The organism is Paenibacillus hubeiensis, from assembly GCF_032334105.1.
GTDB classification, from domain to species: domain Bacteria; phylum Bacillota; class Bacilli; order Paenibacillales; family Paenibacillaceae; genus Paenibacillus; species Paenibacillus hubeiensis.
This window is the reverse complement of the sequence record NZ_JAVYAE020000008.1, coordinates 208,317-221,868: the sequence shown is the minus strand read 5'-3', so window position 1 is coordinate 221,868 and position 13,552 is coordinate 208,317. Positions and strand designations below refer to the sequence as shown.

Genomic DNA, 13,552 nt, shown 5'->3' with positions numbered 1-13,552 from the left:
CGTTTAACGAACATGAGACGTCTTATTTGCAGGTTGTAGGTGCGCTGAAATTTCTAACGAACATGAGCGCCGCTATTTGGCATTATTTGGCCTCAAAGTAGCGTCGGTTGCCCGAATAGCGTGCCTGAGGTTCGTTAGAATCCCAAGACGGTACCATAACCCGGAATAAGGTGTGTGAGGTTCGTTAGCGCCGCAAGGGGAACGAGGGCTGCCAAAGGCAACGTGCCGAGCACAGTATATGAATGTTCCGCCGAGTACCGTTCGTCGCACCGATGGCGTCTTGCACAAAGTGATGTTATGCGAATGCAACCATCCTGTATAAATCAAAGGCGAGCTTCCCTAGTGAAGGGGCTCGCCTTTGTCATGCTATGAACACGCAATTACATCGTAAAATCGAAAATATATAAACCGCAAAAAACATACACACGTTAACGAAGAGGCAGAACCAATCTGGAGAAGCGAAGCGTTCGCCGGAAAGCATTCTGAAAGAAAGCTGCATCGGAAGCATAGGCTTATCACCAAATTTTCCCCTTAATAAGGGGAATCCAAAAAAATCTGGGGATAACAGGTATGGCTAACATAATATATGAAATCGTTTTCAAATAGGGCCAAATTAAAGATTGGCAGGTACAAACTAAAGAAAATGTTGGTGCGGCACGTTCATGTCAAAGTGCTAATGCTATAATCGAGACAGCAAAACGGCAAGGAGAGGAAGTCTGCGACTTGAAAATTGTTAGCGTTTACAAAAAATTCTTCCACAACAACATGTTCATGAAAATGCTGCTGATTTTTTCGGTCATCTCCATTGTCACGGTGATCACGTTGTCCTACATCATCTACCTTTCCGTATCGGATTCCATCATCCGCCGGGAATTGGATATCCAGAAAGCGGCGATGGAAAGCGTGGACCGTTATCTTCGCCTCAAGGCCGAATCGGTGCAAAACATGGTCAGGGACATCCATCAGAATGAAGCGCTGCTGTCCAATGTCGTTTACTTGATGAACCATGATTATGCCGATTACGTGCAGCATCTGACGAACGGGTATTACGCGAACCAGGATGATTATTCGGCTGACGTGCTGAAGCATTTTCAGAACACGATGGACCGCAATCCGGATATGAAGCAGGTGATCCTTTACAGCGCGGAGCGTCAGGACATGTCCACCTTTGGCAACGGCAGGCCGTTCCGCAAGCTGGACGCCAATTCGGCACATTCGTACATTCCCGACGTGATGGCAATGGAGTCGCCCAGCATCGGAGCGCCGAATCCGTGGATCCGCAAAGCGGTAAACGAGCTTGATCCTGCGCTGTATTCGATCCGCGTACCGCTGAACGACCCGCAAACGTTAAGAAATATGGGACAATTTCTCGTGTTTCTCGACTCGGCGGACATTGCCAGCTCACTGGCAAGCTACGAAGACAACCTTAAGGGCGAAATCGTCGTGTTGTCGGCCAAGGGCAACGTATTGTTTGACTCGAAGAGCGAATTTTACGGAAAATCCTACCCCTACCTGAATGTCGTTGAATCCCTCTTCGAGCAGACCGATCTGGACTCGATGAAGAAAGAACGCAACAGGTATATCAACAAGTTCGTTTCCGCCGACCAGGGATATGTCGTCGTTGGCAGCATTCCTGCGGCGGAGATGGCCGAGGCTTACCAAGGCATTCGCAACACCATCCTGATGATCAGCACGGTCTGTATCTTGTTCGCGGTGCTGGTTCCGGCTTTTTTCATCATCAACTTCGCGAAGCGTGCGCGCAAAATCATCCGGTTCACGCAAATGGTGAAATACGGCAACCTGAAGGCGAGAATCGACGATCCGCGCGACGACGAACTGGGTCAAATCTCGCACAGCTTCAACGACATGCTGGATGAGCTGAACTTGTATATTGAACGCGTTTATAAAGCCGAGATCAGGCAGAAGGAAACGGAGCTGGTGGCATTGCAGGCGCGAATCAATCCGCATTTCCTGTATAACACGCTGGAGGTCATCCGCATGAGAGCTGTGTCGCAGGGGGCGAGGGACGTCGGCGAAATGATTTACAGCCTGTCCGTACTGTTCAAAAGCCTGGTGCAGCAGAAAAAAAACTATACGCTCAGGGACGAGATGGAAGCCTGCCGATTGTATCTGGAGCTGTTTCGCATCCGGTACAAAGACAATTTCATCTATACGATCCAATTGGACCCCGAACTGTACGCACTTCCTGCGGTCAAGCTTTCCCTGCAGCCCATCGTCGAAAATTATGTGGTGCACGGCATGCGGACCGAATGCTCGGACAACAAGCTGTCGATCGTGGTCAAACGGGACAATGACGTCATTCAGGTGGACATTAGGGACAATGGCAAAGGCATCACGCCCGAGCGGTTGACGGAAATTGCGGAGGAATTGGAGCGGCCGGAGGAGTCGGGCCAGATGTTCGGACTGCGCAGCGTGCACAGCCGACTGCGATTCCTGTACGGTCCGAGATTCGGGATTCGGGTGCAGAGCATCGTTGGGGAAGGGACATTCATTCAGGTGCGATATCCTTATACAGAAGGGAAAGGTGCATGATATGTACAACGTGTGCATTGTGGATGACGAGCCGTTTATCATTGAGGGGTTATACGATCTGGTGGATTGGCCCGCATTCGGTCTTCAAATCGTGGGGCATGCAAGTCATGGAAAGGCCGCGCTGGACGTGCTTGCGGAGCAGCGGGTGGATATTCTGGTCACGGACATTTCGATGCCGGTCATGGGCGGGCTTGAGCTGATCCGGGAGGCAAGACGGGCGCAGCCGGAGTTAAAGGTCATCATCCTTAGCGGATTCAACGAATTCGAATATTTAAAAGAAGGCATGAAGCTTGGCATCGAAAATTACTTGCTCAAGCCGATCAATGTGGAAGAACTCGAATCGACGCTGCGGAATGCCGTCTCCAAGCTTCATCACGTTTCGGCGGCGGATACGCCTTACGATGCGTACGGCATGCAAATTTTGAAGGACAACATTTTTCATCGCTGGCTGAACGGGCAGATCGCCATGCGGGAGTTCGAGGAACGGACCCGAACGATGAATCTCTCTTTGCCGGCATCGCATTTTGCCGTGGCCATTCTTCGTGCGAAGGGAGAAGAATCCGGCTTGTTCGCTCGAACGGTCGAGCAGCTGGCGAATGAAGAGCATCTTCACACGTTTCGCGATCAGGATGGGGATGTCGTTGTCATTGCAAACCTGAACGAGACGCAGGCTGCGCAGCAGGCTTTTGTGAATCGTATGTCGGAGCTGTCGGAACGCCTGATTCGCACACATCCCTCGCTGTTGATCGGAGTGGGAAGTCTTGTTGCCGGGTTGGATCAGGCATCTACCAGCTATCAGGAGGCGAAAAGGGCGCTCCAATATGTCATGATCTATCCCGAACTGCGGGTGATTGACCATGCGCAATTGGCAGCCGCAGACGTGTCCGTCGAAGGCGGACGCTCTTCTTTTTCGCTCGATTGGAAGGAATACGCCAAACTGATGCTGGCCCGGAATACGATGCAGCTGGCAGATACGATTCGCGCCGATTTCGAACATTACAGGGAGAGGGCGACGCCTGCCGTTCTGCGCAGCACCGCTTTGGAGCTGGTCATTCGTTTCAAAATGGAACTGGAGAGCATCCGGCATGCGGAAGAACTGCCCCTCTTCGAACAGGCCCTCCGCCGCATTACGGAGAGTGAGACGTTCGACGACTTGGTAAGTGCCTTGCAGCAGGTCGGAACGGAGGCGATCCGCTGCCTGCAGCAGGACATGAAAAACCCGATCGTTGCGCAAGTGCTGCAGCATATCGACGAACATTATGCAGAGGAGCTGTCGTTGAAGCTTCTGGGTGCCAAATATCATCTTCATCCGGTATATTTGGGACAGCTGTTTCAGAAAGAGACGGGCGAAACGTTTGCCGAATACATCAACAAATACCGGATCGAACGCGCCAAGGAGCAGCTGAGAAGCTCCAACCGGAAAGTGCATGAAATCGCCAGAAACGTAGGGTATTGGGAGACAGGATATTTTTATAAACAGTTCCGCAAATACGTGGGCATATCGCCAACCGATTTCAAAGTGATGGGGTAGCTACAGATGGGCAGGTGACGTCGGCACAGGCATGCAGATGAACAAAGGTCTTCCAGAAAGGAAGCTTCATGTGACGCTGCATGTCTTTTTGCTGTAAGGATTTTGGGCTAAAAGGCATGCAGGATTAGGGGCAATCGGATACATCCATTTAATTTGTACCTCGAAATATTAAGTTTATCTTCTATTTGAAAGTGCTTTCATTCGTTAAGGTTAAAGCAGGTCGAACAACGCAGCACCAATTGCGGGCATCACACAACGACTCAAAAAGGGAGGATTAGAAATGAGTAAACAAAGAAGACGTTTTTCTCACATCCTTGCATTATTCATGGCCTTTACGCTTGTTCTGACAGCGTGCGGGGGGAGCAACAACGCCGCAGAACCGGGAGATTCGGACAATGCGGATGACAAGCCGGTAGAGCTGATCTGGTACACCATCGGCACGCCGCAAAAAGACGTCGACAAGGTCATGGAGGAAGTCAGCAAATATACCAAAGAAAAAATCAATGCCACGGTAAAGATGAAAATGGTGGACTGGGGCGATTACCCGCAAAAAATGCAGGTTAACGTCGCCTCGGGTGAACCGATGGACATTCTGTTTACCGCTTCGGGCGGATTCGATTACGTGCAAAACGCCAGAAAAGGCGCCTTCTTGGAGCTGGACGATCTGCTTACCGAGTACGGCAAGGACCTGACGGCAACGATCAACCCTGCTTTCCTGGAAGGGTCGAAGGTGGACGGGCACAACTACGGCATTCCGGCGAACAAAGAGCTTCCGCAGCAGGAAGTGTGGAGATTCAACCAAACGCTGCTGGACAAATATAACCTGGACATTTCCGGCGTTCGCAGCCTGGAGAGTTTGGAGCCGCTGCTGAAAGTCATCAAGGAAAAGGAACCGAGCATCACACCGTTTGCCATGGACAAAAACTACGTGCCATATGTTCCGTATGACTACGTCATTCAAAACCTGCCGATGGCCGTCAAATTGGATACGACGGATTACAAAATCGTGAATATTCTGGAGACGCCGGAAATGAAGGAAGCGCTCACGACGATGCGCAAATACTACAAGGCTGGTTACGTATCGCCGGAAGCGGCAACCACCGGTTCAACCAATGACCTGACAACGTCGGGCAAATGGTTCCTGGATCGGGCGCAGACGCAGCCGCTTGCCGACAACCTGTGGTCCGCAAGCTACGGTTACCCGGTTGTTTCGACGCCGGCAAGTGACGCGATCATTACGAACACATCCGTTCAAGGTTCGATCATGGCCATTTCCGCGAATTCCGAATATCCGGAGAAAGCGATGGAATTCCTCAACCTGCTGAATACGGACCCTGTTCTGCGCAACATGGTGGATTCCGGCATCGAAGGCGTACATTACAAAATGGTGGATGACCTGCATATGGAAAATCTGCCTGAGTCCAAAAATTACGACATGCCTTCCTACTCGCTCGGCAACAACATGCTGCTTAACCTGAACAGCAACGATCCGGACGACAAGTGGGATCAATTCAAAAAATTCAACGAAGAAGGGGTCAACTCCCCGATTCTGAGCTTCAACTTCGATGCAAGCAACGTATCCGCCGAACTGACGGCCGTGCAAAACGTGAAAGAACAATACTGGGCGGCACTGATGACCGGCACGCTCGACCCGGAAACCAACCTGGACCAAGTGATCGAGAAGTTCAATCAGGCCGGGCTGGAGAAGGTGATGGCCGAAGCGCAAACGCAGCTGGACGCGTGGAGAGCGGCAAATCAATAAGATTGACGGAGAAAGGATCGGGCGGCTGCATGCTTGCGTCCGGTCCTTTTCCATTCATGCCTGAAGGGGGAGGATTTTGATGACTGCATTTTTGAAAAACCTGTTCAAAAACCGGGTTTTGCTGTTCATGGTGCTGCCAGGCGCCATCTGGTTTCTATTTTTCTCGTATTTGCCGCTCGTAGGCACCATCGCCGCGTTCAAGGAGTACCGATTCAGCCGCGAAGGTTTTTGGGCAAGCCTGATCAAGAGCGAATGGGTAGGCTGGGACAATTTCAAATTTTTGTTCAGCACCAACGATGCCTGGCTGATCACGCGCAACACGCTGCTGTACAACGTTGCCATCATTTTTCTGGGCCTCGTATTTGCGGTCGGGCTTGCCGTTCTGTTATCCGAGCTTGTGAACAAACGGCTGGCGAAAACGTACCAAACGGCCATGTTCCTGCCATACTTCCTGTCCTGGGTCATCGTCGGTTATTTCGTGTTCAGCTTTCTGAGCATGGACCGCGGCATGCTGAACCAGATTTTGGGCTGGTTTGGAGCTGAACCGGTTCAGTGGTATTCGGAAACGAAGTATTGGCCATACATCCTGATTCTCGTCGCTCTATGGAAAACGGTGGGTTACAACAGCATCGTCTACCTGGCCTCGATTCTGGGTATCGACCGTTCTCTCTATGAAGCCGCGATGATCGACGGCGCGAGCAAATGGCAGCAGATTCGGAACATTACGATCCCGATGCTGTCTCCCATCATTATCATCATGACCCTGCTTGCGGTCGGGCGCATTTTTTATGCGGACTTCGGGCTGTTCTACCAGGTGCCGCGCGACTCGGGAACGTTATACGCCGTGACCAACGTGATCGACACATACGTGTACCGTGGTCTGAAGGTCAGCGGAGAGATCGGCATGAGCACTGCCGCAGGCTTGTATCAATCCGTCGTCGGTTTCGTGCTTGTCATCATTTCCAACTACGTCGTCCGCAGAATCGACAAGGACAGCAGCCTGTTCTGACGCAAAGGAAAGGGGAGATTCACCTTGGCACAACTCGTTAAAAAACGCGACTTCCACCACGTATCCCGCGGCTGGAACGTCATTTTGAATATCGTGGCCGGCTTGTTCGCTTTGATCTGCGTGTTTCCGTTCGTGTTCGTGGTCATCATCTCGCTTACCGACGAGAAGGTGCTGGCGAGCGAAGGGTACCGGGTCATTCCGTCCGAATGGAGCTTTGCCGCATACCGATTTATCTGGCAGAGCGGGGATACGCTGCTGCGCGCGTACGGCGTCACCATTCTGGTGACGGTGCTGGGCACGATCATCAGCTTGATTTTGATGTCGCTGTACGCCTACGCCGTTTCCCGCAAAAGCTTTCGTTACCGCCGGTTTTTCTCCGTGCTCGCCATTTTGACCATGCTGTTCAACGGAGGCATGATCCCGACGTACATGGTCGTGTCCCAATTGCTCGGATTGAAGGATACGATATGGGCGCTGATTTTGCCGCTGGCGATGAATGCCTTTTATATCATGATTTTGCGTACGTTTTATTCCACCAGCGTTCCCGACGCGTTGATCGAATCCGGGAAAATCGACGGTGCGGGCGAATTTTACGTGTTCCTGAAAATCGTGCTTCCGTTGTCCCTGCCGGGACTGGCCACGATCGGGCTGTTCAGCACGCTCGGTTATTGGAACGACTGGTTCAACGCGCTGCTGTATATCGATAACCCCAACCTGGTGCCGCTGCAGTCGATGCTGATGCGAATCGAATCCAGCATTCAGTTCATCCAGCAAAATTCGGCCAACAGCTCGATGAGCTTGGCGGCAATGCAGTCGATTCCGCAAGACACGTCGCGGATGGCCATGGTTGTGCTGGCGACGCTGCCGATCATTTTCGCGTATCCGTTCTTCCAGCGTTATTTCGTGCAGGGACTTACGGTCGGAGCCGTCAAAGAATAGGGTCGAGAGAGAAAGCATAAGAGCTGATCGGGATATTCGATGGAAGGAGCGGTTCACACAATGATGATCTACAAGGATCCCAGCAAACCGGTTGAAGAGCGGGTGAACCACCTGCTGAGCCTGATGACGACGGAAGAAAAGGTAGGCCAGCTTGTCCAGCCTTTCGGCTGGCAAGTGTACAGCCATGAGGCAGGGCGGATCACGCTGACCGAAGCATTCAAGGATCAGATCGCAAGCGGAGGCATCGGCTCGCTGTACGGCACCCTGCGCGCCGATCCGTGGACAGGAGTGGCGTTAGACACCGGATTGTCCGCACGGGAAGGAGCCGAAGCGATCAACCTGATCCAGAAATACGCCGTGAAGCATTCCCGGCTCGGCATTCCGCTGCTCATCGGGGAAGAATGCTCTCACGGCCACATGGCGATTGGCGGTACCGTATTTCCGGTCCCGCTGCTGCTCGGCAGCACATGGAACGTCGATCTTTACCGGGAGATGTGCCGTGCCGTTGCGAGGGAGACCCGGGCACAGGGGGGAGCCGTGACGTATTCCCCGGTGCTGGACGTGGTTCGCGACCCGCGCTGGGGACGCACGGAGGAATGTTTTGGCGAAGATCCGTTCCTGATCGGGGAAATGGCGGTCGCTTCCGTGGAGGGGCTGCAAGGCGAACGGCTCGACGCGGAAGATGCACTCGCAGCTACGCTTAAGCATTTCGTGGGTTATGGCAGCTCGGAAGGCGGGCGCAATGCCGGACCGGTGCATATGGGGTGGCGCGAGCTGCTGGAGGTTGATTTGTACCCGTTCCGGAAAGCGGTGCAGGCTGGCGCGCAATCGGTGATGCCGGCTTACAACGAAATTGATGGTACGCCTTGCACGGTAAACCGGGAACTGTTGGATGGCGTTCTTCGCGAGCAATGGGGGTTCGACGGTCTGGTCATTACGGACTGCGGCGCCATCGACATGCTTGCCAGCGGTCATGACGTGGCGGTGGACGGCAAGGATGCAGCGGTGCAGGCTTTGCGGGCCGGGATCGACATGGAGATGTCCGGCACGATGTTCGGGCAATATCTGGTGCAGGCCGTCCAGGAAGGCAAGCTCGAGCCTCATGAGCTGGACCAGGCCGTAAGCCGGGTGCTGACGCTGAAATTCAGGCTGGGCCTGTTCGAACATCCTTATGCGGATGCGGACCGGGCCGCTGACGTGATCGGCAGCGAAGAACATGTGCGGCTGGCTCGCCAGCTGGCAGCAGAGGGCATCGTTTTGCTCAAAAACGAGCATAAGACGCTGCCGTTGTCCACGGCTTCGGCAGGACGCATCGCAGTGATCGGGCCAAACGCCGATCAGCCTTACAACCAGCTTGGGGACTATACATCGCCCCAGCCAAGATCGCGGGTCGTCACCGTACTGGACGGCATTCGCGCCAAAGTGGCCGTCTCGCACGAGGCGCTGAAAGATGAGCGGGCGAAACAGGACGACGGGGTCCTGTATGCGCCAGGCTGCCGCATCAAAGGGGATGCTGCGGAAGGCTTCGAGCATGCAATCGCCACGGCGGAAGCCGCAGATACGGTCATCATGGTGATGGGCGGCTCCAGCGCGCGCGATTTCGGCGAGGGCACGATCGACCTCCGAACAGGAGCTTCTGTCGTATCAGGCCATTCGTGGAACGACATGGACTGCGGGGAAGGCATCGACCGCATGACGTTGGGATTGGCCGGCGTGCAGCTGCAACTCATGCAGGAAATCGGCAAGCTGGGCAAAAACCTGATCGTGGTGTATATCAACGGCCGTCCCATCGCGGAGCCATGGGTGGATGAACACGCCGATGCCATCGTGGAGGCCTGGTATCCCGGTCAGGAAGGCGGCCATGCCGTCGCCGACGTGCTGTTCGGCGACGTGAATCCGTCCGGCAGGCTGACGATCTCCATTCCGAAGCATGTCGGCCAGCTGCCGGTCTATTACAACGGCAAACGTTCGCGCGGCAAACGGTATCTGGAGGAAGACCTGGAGCCGCGGTATCCGTTCGGATACGGGCTTAGCTATACCACCTTCGAGTATGGCGTGCCAAAGCTCGATGCCGCATCCATTACGTTGCACGAAACGGTTACGGTATTGATAGAGGTAACCAACGTGGGGCCGCGAAGCGGTGCCGAGGTGGTGCAGATGTACGTCACCGACGTCACCAGCGAGATGACCCGTCCGACGAAGGAGCTGAAGGGATTCGCAAAGGTCATGCTGGAGCCCGGCGAAACGAAGACGGTTAGCTTTTGCGTCGGGGCGGAGCAGCTGCAATACATTGGCCGGCATCTGCAGCCTGTTGTCGAGCCAGGGCTGTTTCGCGTCCATATCGGCAGAAACGTGAACGATACGCAATATGCGGAACTGCACGTAAGGGAGGGATAGGAACATGGAACGTATCAAACGATGGATCGCCGAGCTGTCCCGGCATCAATGGCTGGAACAGCGGGAATTGCGCAGCTGGGAGATCCGCCGCGCCAATTATGTTTTGCCGGGACAATACGAGGAAGAGACGGCGTATACCGAGGGCGAAGGCTTGGATGTTTTCCCCAGCGTGCAGGGCACGACGTATTTTTTTCGGACACGACTGGAAATTCCGGAATCATGGAGGGATGCTCCCTTCGGCCTTGTATTCGAGTCTGGAGGAGAAGGGCTGTTAAGGGTTAATGGGTGCTCTTATCAAGGATTGGATCGCAATCATACCTACGTGACGCTGGATGCTTCCCGGATCGGGGATCGCCCCGAGCTGGAAATCGAACTGTTCGATCCTGTGCCGGAGCCCGTCGATCCGCTCAACCATCAAGCGGTGATCCAACCGCCGATTACGTCCGTGACAAGTTTGCTGGTCCGACCGAACGAGGCGGTGCGCAGTCTGATGTACACGGTCACCATCGTGCGTGATTCGGCGGCGCTAATGCCGGAAGCTGAGCTGCGCCGGGTGCGTTTGCTGGAAGCATTGCACCAGGGCATGGATGCTTTCGTGGGCATGACGAAACAGGAGATCGAGCAGGGTGAAGGCATCCGAGCGATTGAGCAGCAATTGCGTACGAACGTGCGCGGCATCGGCGGCAATGCGGAGGGGCTGGAGCATATGATCGGCCAATCCCATATCGACATTGCCTGGTTATGGCCCGTGCGGGAAACGGTGCGCAAGACCAGCCGCACCTTTTCCACCGTCGATGCTCTGATGAACGAATATCCCGATTATATGTATACGCAAAGCCAGCCTTTGCTGTATGCCTTCCTGAAGGAGAACGATCCCGAATTGTACGAACGGGTCAAAGCCCGGATTGCCGAAGGGCGCTGGGAGCTCGTTGGCGGCATGTGGGTGGAGCCTGACCTGAACATTCCGAGCGGCGAATCGCTGATGCGCCAAATGCTGTACGGCCAGCGTTTCTATCAGGAGGAATTCGGCAAGACGTCGCGGATCGAATGGCTGCCGGATACGTTCGGGTATTGCGCTTCATTGCCTCAAATCCTGAAGCATGGCGGCGTGGATTACTTCATGACGACCAAGCTGGGCTGGAACGATACCAATGTGTTTCCGCATGATCTGTTCCATTGGGTAGGGATTGACGGCACGGCTATTTTGTCCTACCTCAATCATGGCGTCAATGAGCACACGCTGCCCAAGGACATTCACGACCATTGGCAGTCGTACCGCCAAAAAGCCGAACATCCCGAGCAGATGCTGCTGTACGGGCATGGAGACGGCGGGGGCGGCGTAACCCGGGAAATGCTGGAGTACGTGCAGCGCACCGAGCTGATGGTCGGCCAGCCGAGCCAGCGTTACAGCACGGCAGCTGCTTTTTTCGCAGGGATCGAACAGCGGGGGCCGGAGCTTCCGGCGTGGCATGGCGACCTGTATCTGGAGCTGCACAGGGGCACATACACCACGCACGCCCGCAACAAGCAGCATAATCGCCGGGCTGAGAATCTGTACCGGGAAGCGGAGCTGTGGCATGTATTGGCTCGGCCGGAACTGGATGAGCAAAGCGATACCTCGCTCCGTTCGAGTTTGCATGATGGCTGGAAGTTGATCCTGCTTAACCAATTCCACGACATCATCCCAGGTTCGGCCATTACCGAGTCTTACGTGACTTCCGAGCAGGAGTATGTGCGCGTTATGGAGCTGGGAGAACAGGGGCTTGCACAAGGACTGCATTGCCTGGCCGCAGGCATGGATGTGAACAGGCCGGGGGACGGCGTGCCATACGCGGTGTTCAACGGCTTCGGCTGGAAACGCAGCCCGGTGGTGAAGCTGCCGGGAACGGACAGCCACGATATAGATGTACAGGCAAAAACAAAAGTCTATGTCGTCACAGACGGTGCCGGACAGGAATTGCCTATGGATGTTGGAGAAGATGGCATTTCTGTACGCGTCGAGGATATTCCGGCCTTCGGATATCGCGTCATCTGGCTAACGGCCTGCGATGTGCAAGCCCATTACGGCACAGATGGTCAGCGGGATGCTGGAACGGTTAACGGCATGAATCAAGATGCGTTGGCGGAAAGTGATTCCCGGCAACAACCTATGGCGGAGTTGGCCGCGTCGATGGAAACACATGCTGAACCGAGAGAAGACAATTCACAGCAAGTGATTGACCCGAGCCCAGGATGCAGCGAATTCGTGGATACCTGGGAAACCCCGTTCTATCAGGTACGCTTCAATGCCAATGGCGAAATCATCCGCTTATGGGACAAAACGGCGAAGCGCAACGTCCTCAAGCCCGGGGAGGGAGGCAACCGGTTTTATTTTTTCCATGACCGTCCGACGCTCTGGGATGCTTGGGATATCGACAGCCGTTATGAACATCAAGTTGCTGGCGAAGCCGAGCTGCTGGAGCAAAAGTGGGTACTCGCTGGCCGGACGAAGGACGTGCTGCGTTTCCGCTGGCGGCTGCATGATTCGTTCATTACGCAGGACATCGTGTTCTACCATCATGACCGCCGCATCGATTTCAAAACACAGGTGAACTGGAAGGAAGAGCACAAGCTGCTCAAAGTGGGCTTTCCCATCGACGTGGTGACGTCCAAGGCGACGTACGAAATCCCGTTCGGCGCGCTGGAGCGGCCGACGCATCGCAATACGAGCTGGGAGCAAGCCCAGTATGAAGTATGCGGGCATCGCTTTGTGGACGTGTCCGAGCATGGGTACGGCGTCAGTTTGCTGAATGATTGCAAATACGGATACGACGTGCAGGGAAGCACCATCCGGCTTTCATTGCTGCGCGCGCCAAGATGGCCCGACCGAACTGCAGACCTGGGCGAGCATCACTTTACGTATGCGTTGTATCCACATGAAGGGGATTGGCGAAGCGCGCATACGGTGCGCCGGGCATCCGAACTAAACAGTGAAGCAGCCGTAATGCGGATCGAAGGAGAAGACAAGGATGGCGCGGTAAATACAGCGTTAAGTCCATCATCTGACAGGGATGCTTGGATTCGGCTGGACAGCAAACACGTCATTCTGGATACAGTCAAAACGGCTGAGGATGGCAACGGCACGGTGCTCCGGTTTTATGAATCGGCGGGCTCGCGCGAGCGGATCGTCCTGAGATGGCCTCATGCCTTCGGGCAGGCTTATCTCTCCAATGCGTTGGAAGAGGTTGGAGAGCCGCTTGAAGCCAACGACCGGCAGATTGAACTGCATTTCGCACCGTACGAAATCAAAACCGTACTTTTGCGCGATATATAAGAGGAACTGAGATAAGCACATCAACGGAGAGGCAGAACCAATCTGGAG

The 13,552-nt window shown here is 54.4% G+C and carries 7 protein-coding genes; all 7 read left to right on the top strand.

Going from position 1 to position 13,552, the window contains the following annotated elements; translation table 11 throughout:
- The first annotated feature begins 723 nt into the window (after positions 1-723).
- The 7 genes from RSX24_RS20470 to RSX24_RS20440 all read left to right on the top strand — a co-directional run bounded on the left by RSX24_RS20470 (position 724) and on the right by RSX24_RS20440 (position 13,504).
- Positions 724-2,553 carry a sensor histidine kinase gene (locus tag RSX24_RS20470; protein ID WP_438286867.1) on the top strand — a complete coding sequence of 610 codons (1,830 nt, stop codon included), beginning with the start codon at positions 724-726 and terminating at the stop codon, positions 2,551-2,553.
- Position 2,554: 1 nt separating this feature from the next.
- Complete coding sequence (locus tag RSX24_RS20465; protein ID WP_343261666.1) at positions 2,555-4,084, top strand: response regulator; 1,530 nt, start codon at positions 2,555-2,557, stop codon at positions 4,082-4,084.
- 280 nt (positions 4,085-4,364) lie between these two features.
- Positions 4,365-5,846, top strand: a complete 1,482-nt coding sequence (locus tag RSX24_RS20460; protein WP_339274446.1) for an ABC transporter substrate-binding protein — start codon at positions 4,365-4,367, stop codon at positions 5,844-5,846.
- A gap of 79 nt (positions 5,847-5,925) precedes the next feature.
- A complete protein-coding gene (locus RSX24_RS20455; protein WP_236414633.1) occupies positions 5,926-6,855 on the top strand; it encodes an ABC transporter permease in 930 nt (309 codons plus the stop codon).
- Positions 6,856-6,879: 24 nt separating this feature from the next.
- Positions 6,880-7,794, top strand: coding sequence for a carbohydrate ABC transporter permease (locus RSX24_RS20450; RefSeq protein WP_236414632.1), 915 nt, complete (start codon positions 6,880-6,882; stop codon positions 7,792-7,794).
- A 60-nt stretch (positions 7,795-7,854) separates the two neighbouring features.
- Positions 7,855-10,191, top strand: coding sequence for a glycoside hydrolase family 3 N-terminal domain-containing protein (locus tag RSX24_RS20445; protein ID WP_343261665.1), 2,337 nt, complete (start codon positions 7,855-7,857; stop codon positions 10,189-10,191).
- Between the two features lie 4 nt (positions 10,192-10,195).
- A complete protein-coding gene (locus RSX24_RS20440; RefSeq protein WP_343261664.1) occupies positions 10,196-13,504 on the top strand; it encodes an alpha-mannosidase in 3,309 nt (1,102 codons plus the stop codon).
- Positions 13,505-13,552: the final 48 nt, after the last annotated feature.